Origin of the sequence: Thermocoleostomius sinensis A174 (genome assembly GCF_026802175.1) — a bacterium.
GTDB lineage: Bacteria > Cyanobacteriota > Cyanobacteriia > Elainellales > Elainellaceae > Thermocoleostomius > Thermocoleostomius sinensis.
The window spans coordinates 3843324-3868979 of sequence record NZ_CP113797.1; the positions used below are offsets into that span (position 1 = coordinate 3843324).

The window sequence follows — 25656 nt, forward strand, 5'->3', positions numbered from 1 at the left end:
CTACTCAAAGATGGGGCAAGATCTAGATGTAGCAAGAGGTGCAATATTCTCAGCATACTCTATTCGATTGCCAAAGGAGGGACAGACAACCGTTGAAGCGGGTAGAAAATCACGTACTTGAATTACGTACTTACGTACTTGAATTACGTACTTTAAGACAGTTGTTGTTTAAGTTCCATAGATTGAGTCCCATAGATTTTAAGTTCCATAGATTGAGTCCCATAGATTAAGTCCCATAAAACTTTAAGCTCTGGGCGATCGCCCAGAGCTTGTTTTTTATAAGTACTGGCTTTATAAAGCTGCCAGCGGTTTTAAATGCAACCTATGTTTGAATATGGTTTAATCATCTCCCGATTTTAGGTTTAGGGATAGCGGCACTCCACCCAGTTTTCTACCCATTTCGACTGGGTAACGTCTTAATGATCTCTCAAGATTTTTGTAAACAAGTTTAAATGATTGTCGATATACCCAAGCCTATCCACAAAAGTCATGACAGATAGTAATGAGTCTGTGATCATCAGTCACAATAAGAAACAGCAGCTTTTTCCCTCTCGTCCTGCCAGCACGAATGAACCTGACGTTCAACCTCAGAGACGTTGCCCGCTCTGAGTCAATGCGATCGAATACTTCTGCCTCTCGACTCACTCAGTTTTTCAGTTATCTGCATCCCAGTCCGGCGACGCTCGTGCTCCTGTTATCGGTTTTAATTGGCACAGGAGCCGGATCGGGGGTTGTGTTGTTTCGCGCCCTCATTCATGTGGTGCATCACCTCATGTTTGGTGAGGTATCTGGATTTCTTTCCACGTGGGGACACTGGACGTTGGCGCTGATTCCGTTACTAGGTGGGTTGCTCGTAGGGCTAATGCGCTGGCGAATGCGAGATTTTGGGCCAGGATTAACGACGCTGTTGGAAGTGGCGCAGGGCGATCGCGAGCTTGTGTTACTGAACCCCATTACTAAAATGACGGCCGCCTCCATCTCCCTCGGTAGCGGTGCATCGCTAGGGCCTGAGGGGCCAAGCGTTGAGATTGGTGCTTACTTTAGTTTGTTGCTGGGGCAAGCCCTCAAGGTTTCCCAAGAGCGCCAGCGGTTATTATTGAGTGCTGGGGCAGCGGCTGGACTGGCGGCTGGGTTTAATGCGCCGATCGCTGGCGTGTTCTTTGCCCTAGAAGTAGTGATGGGATCAACCTTTGCGGCTTCGGCCGCCAGTGTGGTGCTATTAGCCGCGGTTGTGGCTGCGTGGATTGCCCAAATTGGACTAGGGGCACAGCCTGCTTTCGACCTACCAGTTTATGAAGTGCGCAGTCTATTGGAACTGCCACTTTATGTGGGGTTAGGACTACTCGCCAGTTTGGTGTCGTTGATTTATGTTCGGCTGCTGCGCTTTTCTCAGCAATGCTTCAAGGGGGACGTGGCAGGCACAGATTGGTTGGCTCGGCTGCCCCGATCGCTGCATCCAATTTTGGGCGGCATCGGTCTGGGGTTAGTGGCCCTATGGCTACCGCAAATTTTGGGGGTGGGATATGAAACGGTGGAATCTATGCTGCAAGATGTACAGTTTCCACTGCATTTGGTGCTGGCGCTGCTGGTCATCAAGCTGCTGATGACAGCAATCAGTTTTGGTAGCGGCTTTGTCGGTGGGGTGTTTGCTCCAGCGCTGTTTCTAGGAGCATCGCTCGGCTCGGCCTATGGCAAGGTGTTGGCAATCGTTCTTCCTAACGCCAGTGCATATCTGGCTTCCTCTCCTGCCTATGCCATGGTGGGAATGGCAGCTGTGCTAGCAGGCAGCGTGCGTGCTCCCCTCACGGCAATTTTGCTACTGTTTGAACTGACTCGTGACTATCGGATTGTCCTACCGCTGATGATGGCAGTGGGGCTAAGCATCTGGATGGTTGAGTACCTGCATCCGCAAGTTGTGATCGACAATACCCCTGAGCCGAAACCAGCGATCGACCCAACAGAACCCGTTTCATTCCCTCTTATCAAGGTGAGGGAAGCGGTGCAACCGATTTCATTACAATTATCTGCTCAGGAATCCCTGACGAATGCTGGACATGCTCTACTCACCCATCGTTGTCATAGTGCCCTTGTGATTGATGAAAATCAGCACTTGATCGGTATTTTAACTCTGTGCGATCTGCATCGACTCATGTCCCGCACAAAGTCCGACGAGGAGTTAAATGAACTGATGCAGCAGCCGATTCGTGAGTTATGTAGCACTGAACTGATTTTTGCCCATGAGGATGAACTACTATCCGAGGTGAGCGATCGTCTCTCTGTCAGAGGACTGCACCAACTGCCCGTGATGACTCGTGATGACCCACCGCAGGTGATTGGTTTACTTTCTCAAGAAGATATCGAGTTGGCTAACAGCCTCGCCAAAACGCGCGAAGCCCTACACCGACATTTGGGAAAGGATGAAGAATGAGAAGAAAGACCAAAGGATAAACCACCTAACCCCCAATCCCCTTTACCTCGCCCCAATCGACTTCTGAAACCCAGGGCGTGCCACCAGTTGTTTCACATAGCGATCGACAGCAGCATAGTCTTCAAAGCCCAGTTTGAGCATAATTGGCATATAGGCTAGGAAGGAACCGACTGCGATATCAGCGGCGCTCAATTGATCGCCAATTAAAAACGATCGTGAATCGAGATATTGATCGAGAAACGTCAGATAGCGGGACATTTCTCGTTCACGGTTGGCTTCTATAAACACACCGGGGCCAAAAGTAGCATTCGCAAACAAGATCCATTGGGCAATTTCGGCCCGTTGTTCGATCGTCGTGACAGCGGCATCATACTTATCTGCCAAGTACAGCAAAATGGCGCCCGATTCCCACAATTTAAAATCGCCATCGACGATCGCCGGAACTTTTCCGATCGGGTTAATTGCCAAAAACTCTGGTTGCCGATGTTCACCTGCTTGCAAATTCAGCGAGATGTACTCATAGGGAACGGATAATTCTTCCAAGTACCACTGAACAATCGAGGCGCGGCTACGAGCGCCACCATAAAGTTTCAACATAGGTAGGGAAAAGATGTAGGGATCAAGGATGAAAGAGGAAGGCTAAGGTTTAGAGTACTTGGTGGGTATAGGCGTGTTGTTTAACGTTATCTTCAGCTTTGACAATTCGATCGGAGTTGAGAACGCGCTTGCGATCGGTGGAGAAATTGAAGTCGGATTTGCTGGTTCCTGCGGGAATTAAGGACTGGGCAGCTTGGCTTTTTTTGTAGGTGCGAGCCGCCGCCGTACTGCGCTCGGCAAAATCGTCACAAAGTTGTGTGTCTGTGGGAAATTCAGCCGGAAGCGTCACCGTTTCGCCGTCGAATATAGCACCTAGGGTTGTGCCACACGCCAGTTGATAGGATGTGGGAATACCCTTGACAAGGGCTTCGATCGCAGCAGCAGGAATCGGTTCGGCAATTTGCACCGAATGCACTTCGCCGTCTTGTTTAATGAAGCAGGTGGCCAGTCCAATGACCAGGTAATCCTCAGCGGCAAGATCGGGAACGTTTGGATAAACAGTGGCAGTTGACATAAGCGAGTTAATAACCAGAATCCCAACTGTCTGATTTTAAACCGTTGCTGGAATGGCTGGCGCATCGTTTAGCGTTTCACAGGGTGGCGATATTGCGCGGCGAGGTTGATAGAGCACCACTATTCAGAACGGCTGCTGAAGATAGCCACCCCAAGTAAGAACATTAGACCGACGGCGATCGCAATTTCCTCACTCATGGGCAGTAGGGTATAGCGTGTCCAGTTGGATAAGCCGATCAAGATGGTTGCCAGGCTCCCTAATAGCCAACCCGACAAACGGAGCAATAAATAGCAACTCGCTGCAATGCCAAGCGCTTGCACAAAGATATTTCTGGTCATGTCAGTATACTTTTCTTGACTGAATTCACCGCTGCACAGACTGAGCAGGGATAGTTTTATAGTTCCCAGCCGCCAAACCAATGCTCAAGCCAATACTGATATTGTTTGCTTTGGACAGGTATTGTTTGCTTTGGACAGGAATTGCCACTAATCTCTGGAAACCTTGACAATAGAGAAAGAGACTGTCTGCGGAACTAGAGTAAGATTTGAAAATTGGTGGTCACTCGTACAAAGACTAGGGATTGCAAGCGGTTTCGTGCAAGGTTGCAGCACCCCTCTTCTGATTTCGCTGAGCCTTGCCTTCATTGAATGAGGGAGTTTATTACTGTGGTTACATACGTGTCTCAAAGCCAAGCTTCTCAAAATCCTTATGAAGCTCATACCCAAACCATTGCCCGTCAGCTTTTAGAGGCATCACGGGAAAATCGATCGTTTTTTGCTCAAATGCGCGATCAAATGCGCTGGGACGATAAGCTATTGGGCTGGGCCATGGCCAATCCGGGACTGCGGGTACAGTTGTTTCGCTTCATTGACTGTTTGCCCTCACTGCAAAGCAAAGCTGAGATCGCTCGTCACTTGCAGGAATATTTAGGCGATGAGTCAGTGGAACTGCCAGCTGCCCTTAAGGGACTGTTAGGATTTGCCAATCCTGATTCGTTGCCTGGACAGGCCGCTGCCACCACGGTCTCCACCGCTGTTGAGACCTTGGCGCGGAAGTACATTGCTGGAGAAAACATTAAGCAAGTGATCAAGGCGATCGAGCAACTGCGCAAAGAAAAAATGACGTTTACGGTCGATCTGCTGGGTGAAGCGGTGGTGACGGAAGTAGAGGCGCAATCTTACCTCGATCGCTATCTAGACTTAATGGCACAACTCACGGAAGCCTCCAAGCGCTGGCCAGTCGTGCCGCAGATTGACCAAGCCGATGGCGAACCGTTGCCACGGGTGCAAGTAACGATGAAGTTAACGGCTTTCTATTCGCAGTTCGATCCGCTGGATGCTAAAGGCAGTCAGGCACGTGTCACCGATCGCATTCGTACCCTGCTGCGTCGCGCCAAGGAATTAGGAGCCGCTGTTCACTTTGACATGGAGCAGTATGTCTACAAAGATCTGACGATCTCTATCTTGCAAGAGCTATTGATGGAAGAGGAGTTCCGCGATCGCACCGATTTGGGCGTCACCCTACAAGCCTACCTGCGCGATACAGAGAAAGATTTGCAAAGCTGGATTGACTGGGCGAAACGGCGCGGCAAGCCAATCACGGTGCGGCTAGTGAAGGGGGCCTATTGGGATCAAGAAACTATCAAAGCGACGCAGCACGAATGGGATGTGCCCGTGTTCTCACACAAATCGTCTACGGACTATGCCTTCGAGAAACTGACCCGAATGCTGCTAGAGCATCACGAATACTTGTATGCCGCGATCGGGAGCCACAATGTTCGATCGCAAGCCCTAGCCATCGCCATTGCCAAAGAATTGAAGATTCCTGCGCGCCGGATTGAGTTACAGGTGCTTTATGGCATGGCAGACAAACTGGCAAAAGCCCTGGTCAATCAAGGGTTTCGGGTGCGCGTCTATTGTCCCTACGGCGAGCTAATTCCCGGTATGTCCTATTTAATCCGGCGTTTACTAGAGAATACGGCGAACACTTCATTTCTGCGGCAAAATCTAGAAGAACGACCGATCGAGGAATTACTTGCCCCTCCAGTAATGGAAACGGTAGGGACAGGTCGCAGCGAACTATCCGTACAAAACGGACGATTTCACAATGCTCCCGACACAGACTATTCCATCGTCGAGAAGCGCGATCGCGCTTTTGCGGCCATTCAAACTGTGCGGCAGCAGTTGGGTCAGATGTATCTGCCGTTGATCAATGGTGAGTATGTCAACCCGTCAGAGGTTGTAGAGTCGGTGAATCCGTCTAATCCATCCGAGGTTGTGGGTAAAATTGGGCTGATTAGCGTCGAGCAAGCCGAACAAGCTATCCAAGCCGCCAAAGTTGCCTTTCCGGCTTGGAAGAAAACGCCTGTGAAAGAACGAGCGAATATTCTGCGCAAAGCCGCCGAGTTGATAGAGGAACGCCGAGATGAACTCAACGCTTGGATGGTATTGGAAACAGGTAAACCCTTGGGGCAAGCCGATCCGGAAGTATCAGAGGCGATCGACTTCTGCCGCTTCTATGCTGATGAAATGGAACGGCTCGATCGAGGAGTGAACTATGATGTAGCGGGCGAAAATAACCGCTATCATTATCAACCCAGGGGCATTTCAGTGGTGATTTCACCCTGGAACTTTCCTCTTGCTATTCCTACAGGTATGACTGTAGCCTCACTTGTAGCAGGTAACTGTACGTTATTAAAACCTGCTGAAACGTCTTCTGTGATTGCGGCCAAGATCAGCGAAATTTTAGTGGAAGCAGGCATTCCCAAAGGGGTGTTTCAGTACGTTCCTGGAAAAGGTTCTGTTGCAGGTGCGCATATGGTCAAGCATCCGGATGTGCACCTGATCACGTTTACTGGATCGCAGGAAGTGGGTTGCCGCATTTACCGGGAAGCCGCTGATGTTCAACCTGGACAAAAACACCTGAAGCGCGTTGTGGCAGAAATGGGTGGCAAGAATGCCATTATCGTAGACGAAAGTGCCGATCTAGATCAGGCGGTGCAAGGCGTTGTCTATTCAGCGTTTGGCTATAGTGGACAGAAATGCTCGGCTTGTTCGCGGGTGATTGTCATGGAGCCGATCTACGATACCTTTGTGAATCGCTTGATCGAAGCCACCCGATCGCTCAATATTGGAGCCGCTGAAAACCCCAGTACGCAGGTAGGCCCCGTCATTGATGCTGCTGCCCAGAACCGGATCAAAGCCTATATTGAAAAAGGCAAAGAAGAAGCGACCGTCGCACTAGAAATGCCAGCCCCAGATACGGGGTATTTTGTGGGACCTGTGATCTTTACCGATGTGGCTCCCACGGCCAAAATCGCCCAAGAGGAAATTTTTGGCCCAGTGCTGGCGGTGATGAAGGTCAACACATTTGATCAAGCGTTGGAGATTGCCAACGGCACAAACTACGCCCTGACTGGGGGACTGTACTCTCGCACCCCATCGCACATTCAGCGTGCCCAAAACGAGTTCGAGGTGGGCAACCTGTACATCAACCGTCATACCACCGGGGCGATCGTGGCTCGGCAGCCATTTGGCGGCTTCAAAATGTCGGGGGTTGGCTCTAAGGCAGGCGGACCAGATTACCTACTGCAATTTCTAGAACCACGTCACATCAGCGAGAATATCCAGCGACAAGGCTTCGCACCGATTGAAGGAGCCGAGCAATAGGTGAGTGGAAGAGTGGGAGGGTAAATGAGTGGGCGGTTCATTTGCTCCTCTGCTCCCCGCTCTCCAGTGCAAGAGTAGCTTTGAGAGGAGGAGCATGATTCAGACGCACCGCATTCGATACCTGGGTACAAGCAACCTGGAAGGAGTATCTTCGAACGATCGCGCGTGTCTTCTGAAATGAAGAAAGCCAAGGGATATTACTGGAGCGATCGAACCAAGGAGAAGTGGTGGCTTGGATGCTCGCTAGTTTCAGGGGATCGGGGATGGGGAATCGGGAATCGGCAACTGGAGAATCAATGTAGAATCTAGATTTCATCACCCATTACCTAACCTACTCCCCACTCCCCCTCTGCTACGCCACAATCTGGAAATCCGATCGTGTCAGAGCCGGAGGCGCGGTGGCCGCATTGTTATCACTATCGACAATGGCAAACTGTCCACCTGTGCCAAATCCCGCTGCGCTACCGTTTTGATTAAAGACGAGCTTTCCGGAACCACGGCTGTAGACAATAGCTGCATTGCTAGTCGCTAAGCCAGCATCGTTAGCAACGATCGCAATCTGGTTTGAGGTAATAGCACCAAACGTAGTTTGATCAAGCACAATTTTGTCTGTACCACGGGTAAAATCCACGATTGTGTCAATCCCCAAATCGGTTGTCCGAAATGCCGCCTCGGAATTGAATTTAAAGGAATCGCGTCCACGTCCACCAATCAACGTGTCGTTACCGGCCCCACCGTTGAGGATATCATCGCCCGTGCCGCCATTAAGCAGGTCATTACCGGCAGCTCCAAACAACACGTCAGCACCGCCACCCCCCAGCAGCGTATCGTTGCCAGCTTGACCACTCAGGCTATCGTTACTACTGCCGCCAACCAAGTTCAACCCAGCAGATGGGGTAGATGGTGACGGAGATGGGGATGACGACCCGATCGACGAATTGGGATTGAGGTCACCACTGCCAAACAGTTGTGTCCAATAGCGCTTGTAATTGACGCTGCCTGTATCATTTTCTAGGTAAAAATAGCCAACTCCCAGTTCTGTGTAGTTAGGGTTGAGGAGATTGGCACGGTGTCCAGGACTATTGATCCACCCCTGCACCACAGCTTCAGGGGTGGTTTGACCTGCCGCAATGTTTTCTCCCATCGAGCGAGCTTCATAGCCAACCACCTTGGCTCGATCCCACGGTTTGGAGCCATTCTTACCCGTATGGCTGAAGTAATCGTTTTGCGCCATATCTTGAGAATGTGCTTGAGCCGCCGCATTCAACTCGCTATTCAGTTTTAGAGGGGCTAATCCATTCTGTGCACGAAATTGATTGGTTAACTCTAGAACTTGATTGACGAATGTTGCGTTCGTTGCCAAATTTCTTGCTCCTTACAACTCGTTAAAAGCAAGCCAGCCTAGGCATAGCGTGTTCACATCAGCGCTGTTTGTGAATGAATGCTGATAGATGAAATACAGAAATCAAATCTAATTGAAATACTGTTCTAGTTCTGCAAGATTTCACTGATGGAACACACAGCGGGAAAACATAAGACTCAGGGAACATCCACGCTTATCAATATGCCATGACCTGAAACTTGCGGTTATTTAATCTTGAGACTGAATGAAAACCATTCCTCTGTACATAGAAGGATGGCCATTTCCGGATGAAGTTTTTCTAGATTAGTTTCTACAATGTGAGTTGATGGTATTGTTCATAACTTCTAAACAAGCGATCGATATCAGTGACAAATAGAAGGTTATGTGCCGTACAAAAATTAACTGCAACGATTAAAAATACTAAAATCAAAATTTCACTATTAAAAAAATTGCCTACGAATATTAAAATTCATAGGCAATCCATAGATAGAGAATGCTGTAACGAACTACAAACAGGACAAAAACGGCTTGCAAAGCACAACCAACAAATCACAACCAATCATTTTCTGCCAACCGTTGCGTCTTCCCAAATTGATTGAAAGTCATTGAAAGTCAACGTTTTGTTGCTTTAGAAGCCATCAACAATCTTTATCTTTTCATATATCTTTTCATAACGGTGAAGGAAGCCGATCGATTGGTTCCAACCAGTGCCCATCTGAATGGGAATCGCTGGCGGTAGAAGATTGTTCCGGTTTAAACAAAATCGTACTGAGATAGCGTTCTCCAAAACTTGGTTGAATCATGACGATCAGCTTATTCGCAGTATCGGGACGTTGTGCTACCTGAATCGCTGCACATAAGGCGGCTCCGGACGAAATTCCTGATAACACTCCTTCTTCTCGGGCTAACCGCCGACCGTAGGCAATCGCATCTTCATCGGCTACCTGAATCACCTCATCAATCAACTCTGGGCGAAGAATGTCTGGAATAAAGCCCGCGCCGATGCCTTGAATTTTGTGTGCTCCGGGTTGTCCTCCTGAGAGAACAGGGCTATTTTTAGGTTCCACGGCGATCGCCTGAAAGGTTGGCTTTCGAGCTTTCAATACCTCTGCAATTCCTGTAATCGTCCCTCCCGTACCCACACCTGCAATCAAAATATCCACCTGTCCGTCTGTGTCTTGCCAAATTTCCTCGGCGGTGGTTTCCCGATGAATTTGCGGATTGGCAGGGTTCTGAAACTGTTGCGGCATAAACGCATTGGGAATGCCGGAGGCAAGCTCAACCGCGCGGACGATCGCTCCTTTCATACCTAGGTTTCCGGGTGTAAGCACCAACTCGGCTCCATAGGCGCGTAGCATGGCGCGTCGTTCCAAACTCATCGTTTCTGGCATCGTCAACACCAAATGATAGCCTTTTGCCGCCGCTACCATGGCCAAGGCAATGCCCGTATTCCCTGATGTAGGCTCTACAATCACCGTTCTACCAGGCTGAATCAGACCTGCCTCTTCAGCTACCCGAATCATATTTGCCCCAATGCGATCTTTCACAGACGCCGCTGGATTCATACTCTCCAACTTCACCACAATCCGCCCTACACACCCTTCTGCTTGCGGAATGCGGTTCAATTGCACGAGGGGCGTCCGACCAATGAGTTCAGTAATATCTTGGGCAATTCGCATGGCAATGCTCTAGGAAAATGCAAGGAGAGAAGGAATCAGACAGGAGCGCGGGGGCAGAGATGCCTGATATGCTTGTGCGTACTAGATTAGCCTAATTAAGCTAAGGCTGACATTGGCAGCACGCTGAAGTAAAAGCCGATTACACTAGTACCAGCTTTTATACCAGCTTTAACGGTTAGATTCTGTAACTTCCATGTCTGATGCTCCTAAATCCGCCCCGGTTCGTCCATCCAGCACCACTGACCATAGCTTAACTATCGGCGATCGGACTGTTCGCTACACCGCCACTGCCGAATGGCAACCCTTGTTCCAACGGGAAAAGCCAGTGGCCGAAATGTTTCATGTGTCTTATCTGGTAGAGTCTACTGAACCTGCGCAACGACCGCTCACCTTTGTTTTCAACGGAGGTCCAGGGGCAGCGTCTGCCTACCTACATATGGGAGCCTTGGGCCCGAAACGTATTGCCTTTGGCCCCAATGGCAGCTTACCAAAACCGCCCGTCAAACTTGTGGACAATGCTGAAAGTTGGCTCAGTTTCACCGATCTTGTCTTTATTGATCCGATCGGTACTGGATTCAGCCGCAGCTTCACGCCAGAGCACTCTCCTGCAAACAATGCTGAGAATGTTGAGAAATCAAGCGAAAAATCGTCTTCGGAGCCAGACAAACCCAAAGAAACTGAATTTTGGGAGGTAGAGCGTGATCTCAACGCCCTCGGAGAGTTCATTCAGCGGTTTCTGTCCCGCCGCAAGCGCTGGCTGTCTCCAGTATTCATTGCCGGGGAAAGCTACGGGGGCTTTCGGGTGGCTAGGTTGGCTCGCAAACTTCAGCAAGATTTTGGAGTGGGGTTATCGGGAGCGATTCTAATTTCTCCAGCGCTGGAGTTTAGTTTTCTCGATAGCAATGATTACAATCTCACGGCTTGGGCAACTCTATTGCCCTCGTTTGCAGCCTCGGCCGCCTATCACGGACGCGCGCAATGGGCCGGAGAACCGGGCGATCTACAGGCGCACAGAACCGCAGCCGAGCAGTTTGCTCGCAAAACCTTAATTCCTATGCTGGCACTGGGCGACACAATGCCATCGGAAGAACGACAAGCCGCATTCCAGCAGTTGGCTGGCTTGATTGGGCTGCCTGTGACCTTAGTTGAGCAACAAGCTGGACGCATTAACATCGAACGATTTGCGCGAGAACTGTTGCGCGATCAACAGCGAATTGTGGGATTGTATGATGCTTCGGTGACAGCGATCGATCCGTTTCCCGATCGGTTGACCTATCAAGGCATTGATCCAACGCTGGACGGGCTAGATCGACTGTTTACTGGGGCCATCAATAGCCACCTACGAGATACACTAGGCGTTGAAACCGACTTGACCTATCAACTGCTCAACTTAGAAACCTTCAAAGCTTGGAAATATGACTTGAGAGGTGATTTCAAGCAGGGATTTATTGGCTCGGTTGATGATTTACGTGTGGGAATGACACTGAATCCGCACATGCGCGTGTATATTACGCACGGCTTTTTTGATTTAGTGACGCCCTACTTCGCGTCCAACCATTTAGCCGACTTGATGAAACTTGATCCAGACATTCGCCCCAACCTCAGCTTAAAACACTTTCCCGGTGGTCATATGTTCTATACCTGGGATGAGTCGCGACAGCAGTGGTTTAAAGAAATGCAAGCGTTGTATGCAAAGGCGATCGCCTATTAACTCGGCAACGGCTGCGAATCCCTCTACCCTCACCCTCGATTCCTCTCCCAACTAGCGAGGAACTTTGATCCGGCTTCCCTTGTTTGGGAAAAGGGCTTGGGAGAAAGGGCACTTTGGGAGGCAAGATCAACGATTACCAGGCGAATCGCGAGAGAGACGAACAGCAATTTCACACCCCTTTGCCTGCTTCGATCGTTCGATCGCATTTGTGCCAGCCAACCACGTAAAATTTAATGAAAAAGATTCCCATTAATTTTACGATTGCGGCCGAATCCACACCATACCATGACTTTGATTCTTGACGGAACCGCCTGGGAGGAACTGTTTCAACAATTTCCTGGTTCTTATCCTCCTGATCTTATACTGGATGATTTTGAAACCGTTGAGAGCTTTCCAGCCTGTCTGGGACGCGGTTATACTCGCTCAATGGAACTGTTGCCAGGAATGTGGCTAGATGTGTTTGATCGCACCCTTTACCAAGATTGGATATTCAGAAGCTCCGTCTGTGATCATGCGGTACAGTATTCCGTCTTGCTCACTGGATTCATTCATCATGAAGACACCTATCCTACCCTAGGAGGGCAGCGCAGCTACGTTTCTGGCAGTGGCATCTCCCCCAGTTACACTGCCAAATATGAACGATCGCAGCGATTGGCAGGCGTGAGCATTCATTTATTGCCCGCTGTGATGGAGGAGTTTCTGATGGAAATGCCAGATTCACCTCGATCCCTGTTGAAGGTGTTATTAAAAAATGTTTAATGGGTAAACTCTCTAAGCAATGGCTAGATTCAGTCGCAGATTGATAAAGTCAGTCACTTGCTCATGAAAACCCGTTGATTCCATTTCAATGAGTTCTCCGTCAATCAGTTCGTGCCGTAAATCGTCAATTGGGCGACGATTTCTTCAGCGGTCAAGGATGCCGCATGACAACGAATGGGTGGCGCAACCGCTAAATCAGCTTTGCCCTAAATTTTTAGCCTTGGTGAACGTTTAATTGTGTATCTTGTCCGTATTGGGATAGACAGGCGGCGATCGACTTCTCTACACTCCTTTTCATTGACTATTAAGACCAATTTTCAATAAGTGTTAGATTCTGTTGTGAGGAGTTGGAATGCGCGTGCGGCAAGTTTCGGGTTCGGTGGCGTGGATGGTGGTGTTGTCAGGAAGTTTGATAAGTGCCTTGGCGTTGCCTGGAGAGGCTTCAACTCCACACCAGTTCTCTTCTTCAGACCTCCGTCTTCTGCAAGAGGGGAGCGAGGGGGGTATGACAGAATCCTTGCTCACCCCACCCCAGCCCTCTCCTGATCGAGGGGAGAAAGTCATCCCAACTGCCACAACGGTTACAGAGTGGATTGCCCAAATTGAGGCGTCTATCATTCAGATCACTGGAATCCAAGTTGAGACAACGGCAGCAGGCTTGCAGGTGGTGCTGGAAACGGTGGATGGAGCGTTGGAGGTGCCGGAAACCCGATCGATCGGCAATGTCCTACTGGCAGATATTCCCAATGCGGTGATCACTGAAGCGTTCTCACAAGCGAACCCAATTGCCGGAATTGCGCTGGTAAGTGTCTCCCAATTGCCGGGTGACAGAGTACGCGTTGCCATTACCGGAACGGATGCGCCACCTGTCGCTGAGGTGCGATCGGAAGCACAGGGACTCGTGCTGGCGGTGACACTGGGCGAGGCAGGAAATGTTGCAGAAGACGATGCCATTCAAGTAGTGGTGACGGGGAAGCAAGATGAAGGCTATAACCCATCTAGCGCAACCACCGCAACGCGGACAGATACGCCCCTACGAGATATTCCAGCATCAATTCAAGTGATCCCTCAACAGGTGATCGAAGATCAAGGCGTTAATCGTCTATCGGATGCCGTGCGAAACAATGCTTCAGGTGTAACCACCTCTAGCAGCTACGCTGGAACTGGACAAGGAGAATTTATTATTCGAGGATTCCAGCAAAACTACAACTTTAGAAATGGGTTCCGTTTCGGTAAGTTTGGTTATATTGCCGATCTTTCCGAAGTTGAGCGAATTGAAGTTCTGCGTGGGCCAGCTTCTATTCTATTTGGGCAGCTACAACCGGGTGGTGTGGTCAATTTGGTGACAGAACAACCGTTGAGCGATCCGACTTACACCCTTCAATTTACAGGTGGGCAATTCAGCTTTTACCGTCCAGAACTTGATTTTTCTGGACCGCTGACTGATGACGGGTCGCTGCGCTATCGCCTCAACGCGGTGTATCAAAATGCGGGCAGTTTTCGGGATGAGGTCAACTCAGAACGAGTATTTGTGGCTCCGGTTCTTCAGTGGAATATTAGTGAAAATACAACCCTAACGGCTGATTTTTCCTATTTGTACAATGATCCCGTCTTCGATCGCAGTCTAGTAGCACTCAGCGACGGTTCTTTGCCCCTACCCATCAATCGTTTCTTGGGCTATCCGTCGTTAGATGATTACGCTGAAGAACAAGTGCGAGCCAGCTATCAGCTTGAACATCGCTTTAATGAAAACTGGGAGATCCGCAACGCCTTTTCCTTTTCTTCGATTCTGCGGAGAGTTTCAAGGATTAGGAACTGGATTCGGTTTAGTCTTTGTCGATGAGCAAGAAGGAGAATTGCCCAACAGCAATTTTCAACTTCCTAGTTATGTTCGGGCTGACGCGGCTCTGTTCTATCGCCGCAACAATTGGCGAGCCGCTATCAACATTCGTAACTTATTTGATGTGGAATATTATGAAACAGCCCAAAGACGCGATACTGTTTTCCCGGGTGCACCGTTGAGCGTGACGGCTTCTCTCTCCTATACGTTTTAAATTTTCTCTATTTTTAGAAAATGGCTACATGAAACGTTCCTTCGCTTGCTTCACAAAGAGAATGGATTTACGGCTTAATCGTTCCTTTTACCGTCGCCAAGATTGGATAAAGCGATGTCTATTTTTGGTACTTACAGTTGCAACGATCGCTTTCATTTCAGCATGTAGCTTTTCCACAAAAATTAGTTCTTCACAATGCAATATCGCTTCAACCGTAGAGCCATCTGCGGAGGTTCGCATTGTTCAACATGTTTTAGGAGAAGCAGCCATCCCGATTCATCCTCAACGAATTCTGGCGCTGACAGGAACAATGGATTTAGATACGCTTCTGGCTCTAGGAATAACCCCGATCGCCGCAGGCGTTGATCCGAACTATCATGCTGACCATGGATTCTTTCCACATTTCCAAGGAAAAGCGAATGGTATTCAACCACTTTCAGCCTGGCCTCAGATCAATTCAATCTAGAGCAGATCGTGACTCTCAAACCCGATTTAATTTTGGGACAGCAGAGTTACGTTGAACCGATTTACAGTCAGCTATCCCACATTGTGCCCACATTTGTTTATGAAAACGCCTCTAGAACTCCAAATTGGCGACTCCTGTTTCGAGACATTGCCGCTGTAATGGACAAGTCAGTTGAAGGTGAACAAGTTCTGAATGAGTTAGAGCAACGCATCAGTCAAATCAAAGACGCTTTGAGCAAACTATCTAAGCAACCCAAAATATCTGTTATTTTTTACTGGACACAAGATCGTAGCACCTACGCCATCTATGGCAAGCGCTCCTTTGGTGGTAGCCTTTTAGAGGAATTAGGATTGCAGCGTCCTCCTGCCCAACAGTTTGATGCTTATTCGCAAAACGTGAGTGTAGAATTAGCCACTCACGCTGACGGTGACATCATGTTTCTCCTTGATTACAACGAATCTGAAGAGGTTGAACAACTGCTTGCCAACCCCCTCTGGGGTCAACTCAAAGCAGTACAAAATAATCGAGTCTATTCAGTGAACAACATTTACTGGTACATTCCGGGTGTACTGGCGGCTCATGCAGTTTTGGATGATATTGAGCGATATGTGTTGAATCAATAACCCTTGGCTATAGACGATCGGGTACAAACAGCAGGGATAGCATTACAAGCAGAATTGGTTTGATTTCAACCGCCTTATTGAGTCACTAGAGCGGCCGCCACCACGATCGCCTGTTCTTTCTGTGGATCTGCCCCTTGGGCATACTCCAACGTTACTGGAACCTCAACATCCGGCGTAATGCCCACTCCTTCTAGACGAACACCATTGTCGAGATAGACATCTGTAACAGCCACATACAACAAACTGCCGTCTTGCATTAAAAACGGGCTGCCAGCTACTACGGCTCCAGCGGTTTTACTGCCTACTACGGGACCAATTTGAAGCTGCTGAAAGCCATAGGCTAGAATTTCTTTACCGCTGCGACTGCCTTCATTGACCAACATCACCACAGGTTTTGTCCAAGCCGACTTAGATGTATAGCGATCGCCATTCCGAAGAATGCTCGTTAGGTTGAGGCTACGCGGATGATATAGGTTCAAATAATGAGTGCTGGCTCCTCCCCAACCTTCGCGTAAATCAAGTACCAATGCATCCGCCTCTTTAAGATCACCATACAGCAAATCACGTTGCAATTGCTCGTGGTATTGATCGCCTGCATAGGACCAAATATGTACATAGCCGATCGCTTTGCCATCTTGTTCAATAATTTGAGTACTGGCAGCCTGCGCTTCCAGAAACATGGTTGTGGCATCAAAGCGTTTGGGGGTTACGGTAATGTTTTCAGGGTCGCGCTCGCTTGAGCGTCGAATAGTTACTGTGACTGGTTGATCGGCTTTATCAGCAAACGATCGAATCGGGTGAAAGGGTTGTCCATCGACACTAATTATTTCATCGCCAATCTGTAGCCTTGATGTCATCGCTGGACTTCCATCGAGTAGTGATTTAATGAATACTTTATTATTCAAAACTTCAGTCACAATTCCAATATCGGTATAAATACTTTTTCCATCTGGGAGAAATGCAGTCAGTTGTTTCTGTAGTTCAGTCGAACGCGGCAAAAATACACCCAGAAGTTGGTAATAGGCAGGTTCTTCTGGTGTATAGAATCGAGTATGTGATGTATTCAATTCAGACAGCATTTGGTTAATCACAACAGCCGCTTGTTCTGGAGACGAAGCTTGTGCCACTTGCGATCGATACTTGTTGCGCATGGCTGACCAATCGACGCCATTGAAGTTGGGGTCATAAAACTTTTCATTCACCGTTTGCCAAACTTCCTCAAACACCGCACTGGTAGACGGTTGGGCTGCGAGTCGGGGTGGACTGATTCCAATCAACACTCCAGCAAACGCCGCAATTAGAAAACTGGCAAACCAAAAATTGACAGATCGCGATCGCACTGAATAACGGCGCAAGCAACCGCGAGAAACCCAAGACAGACAACGTTGTAGCATATCAATTCTTAAAACTCGTATCTTCAAAACCAGCGACGATTGGCAGTGTAAACCAGAAGGTTGCTCCTTGATGCGGGGCACTGATGACGCCAATTTGCCCCCCGTGTGCTTGAACAATTTGCCGACAAAGATACAGCCCCAGCCCCAATCCGGGCATATATCGGGCCCGCGACCCTCTAGCATAGAGATCAAACAATCGATCGTGTTGTTCCACTGGAATGCCCACGCCGTTGTCTTGAATGATGCAACGTAGCCACAAAAACGGCTGAGATGAATTGCGAGCGTCTTTAGTCAGCCCCAACCCTGGCTGCCGCCCTGCATTGGGCTGTCCCCAACTTAGCGGCACCACATCAGCCGCTAAGGTTAAACAAATGCCGTTGGGATTGTGCTTTAGTGCATTGCCAATCAGGTTGCTAAATACGCGCCAAAGCTGATGAGTGTCTGCGTAGACAAGCGGTAACTCTGAGGAGACTTGATTACATAGCTGTACTTCATGACGAGTGAGGGCGTGGTCTAACTCAGCCAACACGGATTCTACTAGCAGACTTAATTGCATGGGTTGGCGGTTCAGCGAAACGGTTTGCATCTCGCTGGTGTGGGCTTCTAGAAGCGAATTAATCAGAGTTAACTGCCGATCGCTACCTTCCAGAAGCCGTTTTAATACAGAGCGATGCACGGCAATGGTAGAGTCAGGACTGTTTAACAGACCCTTCAATACCATGGATGTTCCCATCACAGGTGTGCGCAAATCATGAGAAACTGAGTGCAGAAATACCTGAAGCTGTCGCTGTGACTCAAATTCCGATCGCTTCAAACGTTCATATAAATACACTGCCAAATTGCAGATCAAACAAACCCAGAATAGGTTAGCAAAGTTGCTAATCGAAAACGAGTCGTAAATCGATCGCTCTCCCAGTTGAGTAATTCCTAGCATCGGGTTAACGATCAGGGAATAGGCAATGGGCAGCAGTTGAGACAGCAAATGCAATCGCCAGTGTACCGGAATGAGAATCGCCTGAGCTAGCAACACGAATGTATCTGGAAACACTGGAATTTGGAAAACTGTTCCGACTATTTGATCAGTTAGCGTCAAGCTTAGGGAAAAACAGAGAAATATGACTTCCGGATGCTGTCGTAGTCGGGTACGCTGCAACATCACGCAACCCAGCAGCAAGCTAGTGGTGATCAGAATGGAAGTGATCAGCGCAATGCCATAGCGTTCTGCCAGGGTAGAATCTTGAAAAAGCTGAGTAATATCTTGCTCAAACCGCTCTGGATTGGAAAAAATGGCATAAAGGTTAAAGCCTGCCAAGGTCAAGAAACAGGGAATCGCAATCCAGAAGGTTAAACCGAGGCGATCGATCATAAACTGATGTCGCCAAACCCGATAATCTGCTGTTTCTACTGGAAACAACAGCCGCTTTAACGCTGCGCGCCAGCCTTCTGAAGGCTTGGATAGAGACAAAGGAGTCCGTCTCGACAAAACGTTTGACAACGGGTTCGATCGCCTAACATGAAAAGACATAGCTGTTCCTCGTCGGCCCATCAAAACCCTAGTTCAGCCCTATAGGTTACACATCCTCCAATCGGTCATTAGCTATGTTAAGACTCGATTCTTGTTCAACTTCCGTTGCAGCCGCTCTTAATGAGAATGAAACTTTGGATAAAGCATTGGCTCGATCGGGGTTCCCTGTTGCAAATGCCGCTGAATAATAGCGGGTACTTCGTCGGGATTGACTCGGTTGTACCAGATTCTTTCTGGCAATACCAACACCATTGGCCCATTGCCACATTCTCCTAGACATTGAACAGGCACGATCGCTACATCAGGTAACGGTGAGGTTTGAAACAAAGCGAAAACCTGCCTGGCTCCGGCTTTGCGGCAAGCTTGATGCTGACACACTAAAACTGTGCGACGGACAGGGGGGTCAATGATGTTATTCACGTCTTACCACTAGGAGAATGCGAGCATCTAAGGTCAAGGAAGGCGATCGCTCAGTACCCTCCCTCAGCCCTCCCATTCTAACCATTAGGAAACGGCTAGACCTTTTGATGCCAACCACTCTGGATTAAACAACCGCGATTGATATCGAGCACCACCATCACACAGAACCGTAACAATGGTGTGTCCGGGACCAAGTTGCTTCGCCAAGGCTACGGCGGCTCCGACATTAATACCCACTGACCCGCCCATAAATAAGCCTTCTTTGTTCAGCAGTTGGTAGATAACGCGCAAGGCCTCGCGATCATCTACTTGAATCGCATCGTCCACCGGAGCACCTTCCAAATTGGCGGTAATGCGGCTAGTGCCAATCCCTTCAGTAATTGAGCTTCCCTCTGATTTCAATTCCCCAGTTTTAAAGTAGTTATATAAAGCACTGCCCATTGGATCGGCTAAAACACAGCGAATATTAGGATTTTTTTCTTTTAAGAACATTGATACGCCTGCATAGGTGCCGCCAGTGCCAGTAGCGGCCACCCACGCATCAATTTTTCCGTCAGTTTGAGACCAAATTTCGGGTCCGGTGGTTTCATAGTGAGCACGACGATTAGCTAAATTGTCGAACTGATTGGCCCAGATCGCATTTTCCATGTCCTCAGCTACTCGACCTGATAGCTTCACATAGTTATTTGGATCGCGATAGGGAACAGCCGGAACAGGTCGCACTTCTGCACCCAAGGTGCGCAGCATGTCCATTTTTTCCTGTGACTGGGTTTCTGGAATGATAATCAAACACTTGTAACCCTTGGCGTTGCAGATGTGCGCCAGTCCAATGCCCGTGTTTCCTGCTGTACCTTCGACAACGGTTCCTCCCGGTTTAAGTAGCCCCCGCTCTTCAGCATCTTTAATAATGTACAACGCTGCCCGATCTTTTACAGAGCCGCCGGGGTTAAGAAATTCAGCCTTGCCCAAAATGTTGCAGCCTGTTTCTTCGCTAAAGCTATTGAGCCGAATTAGTGGGGTGTTGCCAACCGTACCAACAAATCCATTCGTAATATCCATGCTGTGTTCCTAAGGTCTTTCCTTGCCAAAATTCTAAGGCTTTGCTTGAACTTCTTTCGTGATGATCTGCAATATGCATTGTAAGCAACAACCGTTCAAGGAAATAGCAATTGCCGTCGCCGAGTCGAAGGGGACACTTGTGACGGCTCAACCTGCACTACGGCTGTTTCAAGTGGCAGCGATCGTTGCTGGGACTGAAACACATTCACCTGATAAACTTGCTGATTGGTGTAATCAACCCCAGTCAGCCAACCGCTTTTGGGATGATACGCTCCGGTATCAATATCCAACCAACCCTGTCCAGATGCCAATTCCCCTGGCAATACTCCTGGCAAGGTGAAGGTAATTGTATGACCTGTGATGATCAATTTGTCAGAGAAGTAGGGTTTTTTGCTGCAATGAAATTCTTCGCGAATCCAACAAAACTCTTGAGTAGTTTGAGCATGGATCGGTAGCTTAGGATGTAACCCAGCATGAACGAGCCAAATATCTCCAAGGTCAAGATGAGTTGGCAGCGATCGAAACCAACTTAAGCTGTCTAATAAGTGTTCAGGGTCATCAAAACTGGCGACGGTGGTGTGCCCACCGCTTTGCAGCCATGCTCTTAGGGCTAGCTCCGAGACTTTGTTATCGGGAAATGCATCCAGCAAAAGTTGCTCATGGTTCCCCAACACGCAAGCGTAAGCATTTTCACGGATAAACTGAACCACTTGCGCACTTTTGGGGCCACGATCAATCAAGTCGCCCACAAAATACACTTGATCGCTGGCATCTACCGCCATAGACTCCAGTAACTGCATCAGTCCGTCGTAGTGGCCATGCACATCACCGACAAAAATTCGACGCCCGTTTGTCACTCAACCCATCCTCAAGCGATGACCGACACTAGATTAAGCTAGTCACTCTACCATAGCTTTCTATCTCCCTTCATGACTGAATTGCTCACTTGGTTAGTAGCAAAAGCTACGGCGTTGGGCATTCGCTGTTTCGATGTTAGTCAAGTCTATTGGCTCAAGGCTCTGAGGAATTGTTGCATCGATGCCAACAGTCCTCGCCGTCGAGGAGCGGTTCCTTCCAAACTGGATGATTCGGCATTCTCACCGGCTAGCAGTCGATCGAGCGCTTCTCCAACGGGTTTGCTTGGGGTTTCTGCCAAGAGTTCGTAGGTATCGCCTTTTTCGACCCATACTTGCCACGGGGACGGATAGGCTCGAAATACCGCTGCACCATCCAAGGGACGAATGTAATAGCAAGATTCGAAAGTATTCAAAAATCGCTCGCGCAATTGCCGCCCTGCATAGCCAATGCCAATAATGGCAATATCTTCCATGCGTGGGTTCAGTAACACCACCGATCGATCGAGGGCTTCTTGACACAGTTGTTCAACCGCTTGCACCTCTACCGAAGACGGCTCCACAAACAGCAACATCTCTTCATCGGGCTGAATTGCTGCATTCATATCGCTAATGCCCCGAATCGCATAGGGTTTCTCGCCCCAATCTCGGCGCGCCAATGCCGCCGCTCCGGCATCGGGAAAATAAACCCGGAGTTTATTGCCTAAATCTTCAAAGGCGGGTAAAAATTGCTGAGCCACTGGCATGACTTTCAGCTCTGGAAATAGTAATTCCACTTGCAGCCGACCCCGGCCATCGGCGATCGCGGCTTTGGTGGATACTTGGGCTTGAGAGATAGCTTCTTCGAGGGATTGGGGGAGAGGCATGGGAAAGAAAGGCTAAAAAGAATACAGAGATGAGGGAGGAAGGAAAAAGGACAGAGAGAACGGGAGGGAGGAGTTATACGCTATTGGGATCAACGTATCCTTGCAGATTTTCGGGTTTGGCTTGGCGTAAAAGGCTGGTTGCTTTGTTGGTCAAATTGGGAGCGCCTTTGACCACCACAAGATATTTACCTTGTTTGAGGCGATTGCGGTAGGGTAGAGCATCGCCACCTCCCAGGGATAACCCGACTCCACCTCCGACAAAAAAGCTGCCCATAGCGCCAGCGATGGCTCCTAGCAACCCGCCAATCATCTGATTGCCAAAAGCACCTGCCGAAGGAACGAGTTGGTATTGGGTGGAAAGGTTGAACGCTACTCCGGCAATGAACCCGAATGGAATTAACCAAATCGACATGAGTTTGGCTTGCTTGCGTGCCTGCTGTCCGGGATCAATCAGCCCAAACTCGTCGGCGCTTTTGTACCCTTTGCCGAGAATGCTGACTTGCTCCATTGGCAATTCTGCTTTTTCAAGGGCAGAGTAGGCGGCTTCGGCTTGAATGCGATCGGGAAAAACAGCAACAACGTAGTTCATAGCGAGTGTTGAAGCGGAATCCTAGCTTCAAAGTCATTCATCTACAAGCTTAACCATACCAGCTATGCTGCCGCTTGTGAGTAGCCCTGCTTGATCCGTCGTTCTATCGCCCCACCAAAATCACTACCGATCGGGCACCTACCATGATCCAGTTCTGTTCGGCGATTGGGGGTTCGGTTCCTGGTTCATACACATCATCGGGCGGTTGCATCCAAGTATTGGCAAATACGTGCCACTGCATCAATGGTGGTAATTTCGGCAGTTGAAAGCCATGTGGTTCCCAATGCATATTCATCGCCACGTAGATAAAATCATCTTGAGCCGTTCCCGCTTGTGCATGTTTGCCACACAACAGAAACGCCAGTGTGTGGGTCTCATCTGACCAGTCTGGATGCCAAGCTTCTACCCCATGCCAGGAAATATCGGGATAGCCGCTGCCCATATAATCTTGATGGCGGAAATATTCTCGGCTGCGTAGGGCGGGATGGGCATGACGAAAGCTGATGCAAGATTTGACAAAGCGAAACAGAGCCGCATTGGTTTTCAGCAGATTCCAATCAAGCCAGGATAGCTCGGAATCGTGACAGTAAGCATTGTTGTTGCCCGCTTGCGTCCGTCCCATTTCGTCGCCCATTAAAATCATGGGAATGCCTTGACTCACCATCAAGAGCGCGATCGCGTTACGAATTTGTCGGCGTCGTAGGGTATTGACCTCAATATCGGTGGTTGGGCCTTCAGCGCCACAGTTCCAGCTTTCGTTGTGGTTGTCTCCGTCTTGATTGTTTTCACCATTGGACTCATTGTGCTTCTCGTTATAGCTAACTAAATCGGTCAGGGTAAACCCGTCATGGGCGGTGATGAAATTGATGGAACTGCTGACTCGTCGCCCGACTCGACCGTACATATCTGGCGATCCTTGCATTCGTTGCGCCACATCTTTCAGGCACCCTTGAGACTTCAAAAACCGCCGCATGTCATCGCGGAATTTGCCATTCCATTCGCCCCAGCGATCGTAATCTGGAAACGATCCGACTTGATACAATCCGCCTGCATCCCAAGCTTCAGCAATGAGCTTGCACTTAGCCAAAATTGGATCAAATGCCAGAATCTCTAACAGGGGTGGATTAGCCAGCGGAATGCCGCAAGGATCACGTCCCAAAATGGAGGCCAAATCAAAGCGAAAGCCGTCGATGTGATATTCCGAGGCCCAGTAGCGCAAGCAGTCTAATACAAAGTTGCGCACTACCGGGTGATTGCAGTTGAGCGTATTACCACAGCCGCTGAAGTTATAGTAAAAGCCTTCGGGCGTCAGCATGTAATAGGTTTTGTTGTCTAACCCGCGAAACGAGATGGTGGGGCCGTACTCATTCCCTTCAGCCGTATGATTGAAGACTACATCTAGGAATACTTCAATGCCGTTGCGGTGCAGCTCCTTCACCAATGTTTTCAGTTCTTGCACCTGTCCACCCGATCGCCCCGTCGCGGCATAGCCAGCTTTGGGAGCATAAAACCCTACGGTGCTATAGCCCCAATAGTTGAACAACCGATCGCCCGTGAGCGGATTGTGGCGCGGATTGTCAAGTTCATCAAACTCAAACACAGGCATCAACTCGACACAATTCACTCCCAAGGATTTCAGGTAGGGAATTTTCTCTTGTAATCCGGCAAACGTGCCCCGGTGGGCGGGTGTAACCTTTGAGGAAGGATGACAGGTAAACCCCCGTACGTGCATTTCGTAGATGATCAAATCTTCTTCAGCAATTTCCAGGGGACGATCGCCCTCCCAATCAAAATCATTGACAATCACCTGCGCACGATAAGGATAGATGTCATTGTCTCTGGGAGTTTCTCCCCACACACCGCGACCGCCGATACTCTTGGCATAGGGATCGAGCAGAATTTTGCTTTTGTCAAACCGATGACCGGCTCTAGGCGCATATGGCCCGTCTACGCGATAGCCATACTCAATATCTTCATAATCTAGGCCCATGACGACGATGCTGGCAACGTTGCCAAGGCGAAACTCTCTGGGAATGAGGATTTCAGCAAATGGCTCTGGCGTGTTTTTCTTGAATAGAACCAGCGTAATGGAGGTGGCATAGTTCGAGTAGATGGAAAAATTGATGCCACCCGGAACGGGAGAAGCCCCAAAGGGAAAGGGTTGTCCCCGCAACAGAACAAAGTTGCCGTAGGTGTAGGTGTGGTGAATTGACATAAGCGCAAAATTAGGTGCAGATGCGATCGACAACCAACTTTCCTTACAGATGGGCAAGCGTCAACCGAACAATTCTCTCAGATTCCCACCCACTTCGGAGGCAGTGGACCCTCTCGAATCGACTTTTCTTGGATGACTTTCTGACGCATCAGCCTAGAGCATTTGTTTGTGTCATTTTGTTCACGTTGCGAAACTTTCGTTCAAACTCACTCTAAACTGCAACAAATTTAGAATGACCTCGATTTTTTTAACTTTGGACTACTGTTAACCTGCTAGTTTTGAGGTAGTTTGGTACGATAGCCCGCGCTTCATCCGCAGAGAAGCCTGTTTGGACATCACCCGGTTCAACCTATCTTAATTCCGTCATTCCATCCAAAGAAGCAAACTAAAGAAGCAAAAAGGACATTGTATGGCGTTCGATTATCCTGAAGATTTGAGATACCTCGACTCCCATGAGTATGCTCGTCTAGATGGCGAAATCGCGACGATCGGCATTACGGCTTTTGCGGTCGATCAATTAGGCGATATTGTGTTTCTAGAACTGCCAGACGTGGGCGATGCTCTAGAAAAAGGGAAAACTTTTGGTACGGTAGAATCAGTGAAAGCCGTTGAAGATTTGAAAGCTCCTGTTTCTGGCACGGTCATAGAGCGCAATGATGCCCTGCTTGATACACCTGAACAACTAGCAGACGATCCCTATGGTGAAGCTTGGATGTTAAAGGTGCGGGTCGATGAACCGGATGAATTGGATGATGCGATGACCGCCGATGAATATCGAGCGCAGGTTGAAGGAGAGTGATAGAACAAGCTCAAGGCTGAAGGTTGAAAGGGAAAGGAGGATAGGTGAGGGAAGACTCAGCAGATCGTGGCGC

The 25656-nt window shown here is 49.0% G+C and carries 22 protein-coding genes; 9 read left to right on the forward strand and 13 right to left on the reverse strand.

The features are described from left to right. Positions 1–568 precede the first annotated feature (568 nt). Complete coding sequence (locus tag OXH18_RS16670) at positions 569–2428, forward strand: chloride channel protein (protein ID WP_268608230.1); 1860 nt, start codon at positions 569–571, stop codon at positions 2426–2428. 42 nt (positions 2429–2470) lie between these two features. Here OXH18_RS16670 and OXH18_RS16675 read toward each other — a convergent pair whose 3' ends face one another. From OXH18_RS16675 to OXH18_RS16685, 3 genes are all read right to left on the reverse strand, one after another. Further along, the gene (locus tag OXH18_RS16675; RefSeq protein WP_268608231.1) at positions 2471–3025 is read right to left on the reverse strand and encodes a glutathione S-transferase family protein; all 555 of its coding nucleotides are present in this window, start codon (positions 3023–3025) and stop codon (positions 2471–2473) included. Between the two features lie 49 nt (positions 3026–3074). Then, positions 3075–3539: a hypothetical protein gene (locus tag OXH18_RS16680; RefSeq protein WP_268608232.1), complete on the reverse strand. Its 465-nt coding sequence runs from the start codon at positions 3537–3539 to the stop codon at positions 3075–3077. A 119-nt stretch (positions 3540–3658) separates the two neighbouring features. Next, positions 3659–3877: a hypothetical protein gene (locus OXH18_RS16685; protein ID WP_268608233.1), complete on the reverse strand. Its 219-nt coding sequence runs from the start codon at positions 3875–3877 to the stop codon at positions 3659–3661. Between the two features lie 327 nt (positions 3878–4204). On the opposite strand from OXH18_RS16685, the gene pruA reads away from it, so the two are divergent. Next, positions 4205–7207, forward strand: a complete 3003-nt coding sequence (gene pruA, locus OXH18_RS16690) for an L-glutamate gamma-semialdehyde dehydrogenase (protein ID WP_268608234.1) — start codon at positions 4205–4207, stop codon at positions 7205–7207. Between the two features lie 352 nt (positions 7208–7559). Here pruA and OXH18_RS16695 read toward each other — a convergent pair whose 3' ends face one another. Further along, entirely contained in the window at positions 7560–8570 is a 1011-nt protein-coding gene (locus OXH18_RS16695; protein WP_268608235.1) for a CAP domain-containing protein, read from the reverse strand. 668 nt (positions 8571–9238) lie between these two features. Continuing rightward, a complete protein-coding gene (cysK, locus tag OXH18_RS16700) occupies positions 9239–10249 on the reverse strand; it encodes a cysteine synthase A (protein ID WP_268608236.1) in 1011 nt (336 codons plus the stop codon). Between the two features lie 193 nt (positions 10250–10442). Here cysK and OXH18_RS16705 point away from each other — a divergent pair, with 193 nt between their 5' ends. The 6 genes from OXH18_RS16705 to OXH18_RS16730 all read left to right on the forward strand — a co-directional run bounded on the left by OXH18_RS16705 (position 10443) and on the right by OXH18_RS16730 (position 15862). After that, on the forward strand, positions 10443–11960 hold the full coding sequence (locus tag OXH18_RS16705) for a S10 family peptidase (protein WP_268608237.1): 1518 nt from the start codon (positions 10443–10445) through the stop codon (positions 11958–11960). A 285-nt stretch (positions 11961–12245) separates the two neighbouring features. Continuing rightward, entirely contained in the window at positions 12246–12719 is a 474-nt protein-coding gene (locus tag OXH18_RS16710; RefSeq protein ID WP_268608238.1) for a hypothetical protein, read from the forward strand. A 358-nt stretch (positions 12720–13077) separates the two neighbouring features. Beyond that, a complete protein-coding gene (locus OXH18_RS16715) occupies positions 13078–14562 on the forward strand; it encodes a TonB-dependent receptor plug domain-containing protein (protein WP_268608239.1) in 1485 nt (494 codons plus the stop codon). A 13-nt stretch (positions 14563–14575) separates the two neighbouring features. Next, positions 14576–14773, forward strand: coding sequence for a TonB-dependent receptor (locus OXH18_RS16720; RefSeq protein WP_268608241.1), 198 nt, complete (start codon positions 14576–14578; stop codon positions 14771–14773). Between the two features lie 28 nt (positions 14774–14801). Further along, on the forward strand, positions 14802–15239 hold the full coding sequence (locus OXH18_RS16725; protein ID WP_268608242.1) for an ABC transporter substrate-binding protein: 438 nt from the start codon (positions 14802–14804) through the stop codon (positions 15237–15239). A gap of 8 nt (positions 15240–15247) precedes the next feature. Next, on the forward strand, positions 15248–15862 hold the full coding sequence (locus OXH18_RS16730) for an iron-siderophore ABC transporter substrate-binding protein (protein ID WP_268608243.1): 615 nt from the start codon (positions 15248–15250) through the stop codon (positions 15860–15862). Between the two features lie 74 nt (positions 15863–15936). Here OXH18_RS16730 and OXH18_RS16735 read toward each other — a convergent pair whose 3' ends face one another. From OXH18_RS16735 to glgX, 8 genes are all read right to left on the reverse strand, one after another. Next, positions 15937–17256 (reverse strand): S41 family peptidase, encoded by a 1320-nt coding sequence (locus OXH18_RS16735; RefSeq protein ID WP_268608244.1) that lies wholly within the window; start codon positions 17254–17256, stop codon positions 15937–15939. A 1-nt stretch (position 17257) separates the two neighbouring features. Further along, positions 17258–18781, reverse strand: a complete 1524-nt coding sequence (locus tag OXH18_RS16740; RefSeq protein ID WP_268608245.1) for a sensor histidine kinase — start codon at positions 18779–18781, stop codon at positions 17258–17260. A gap of 117 nt (positions 18782–18898) precedes the next feature. After that, positions 18899–19201: a (2Fe-2S) ferredoxin domain-containing protein gene (locus OXH18_RS16745; RefSeq protein WP_268608246.1), complete on the reverse strand. Its 303-nt coding sequence runs from the start codon at positions 19199–19201 to the stop codon at positions 18899–18901. 84 nt (positions 19202–19285) lie between these two features. Beyond that, entirely contained in the window at positions 19286–20260 is a 975-nt protein-coding gene (locus OXH18_RS16750) for a cysteine synthase A (RefSeq protein ID WP_268608247.1), read from the reverse strand. Between the two features lie 95 nt (positions 20261–20355). Continuing rightward, positions 20356–21060 (reverse strand): metallophosphoesterase, encoded by a 705-nt coding sequence (locus OXH18_RS16755; RefSeq protein ID WP_315874745.1) that lies wholly within the window; start codon positions 21058–21060, stop codon positions 20356–20358. A gap of 203 nt (positions 21061–21263) precedes the next feature. After that, complete coding sequence (locus tag OXH18_RS16760; protein WP_268608249.1) at positions 21264–21980, reverse strand: DUF1995 family protein; 717 nt, start codon at positions 21978–21980, stop codon at positions 21264–21266. Between the two features lie 73 nt (positions 21981–22053). Next, the gene (locus OXH18_RS16765) at positions 22054–22569 is read right to left on the reverse strand and encodes a hypothetical protein (RefSeq protein WP_268608250.1); all 516 of its coding nucleotides are present in this window, start codon (positions 22567–22569) and stop codon (positions 22054–22056) included. Between the two features lie 103 nt (positions 22570–22672). Beyond that, on the reverse strand, positions 22673–24784 hold the full coding sequence (gene glgX, locus OXH18_RS16770) for a glycogen debranching protein GlgX (protein ID WP_268608251.1): 2112 nt from the start codon (positions 24782–24784) through the stop codon (positions 22673–22675). A 409-nt stretch (positions 24785–25193) separates the two neighbouring features. Between glgX and gcvH the strand changes: the two genes are divergently transcribed. Further along, positions 25194–25583, forward strand: coding sequence for a glycine cleavage system protein GcvH (gcvH, locus tag OXH18_RS16775; RefSeq protein ID WP_268608252.1), 390 nt, complete (start codon positions 25194–25196; stop codon positions 25581–25583). The last annotated feature ends 73 nt before the right edge of the window (positions 25584–25656 follow it).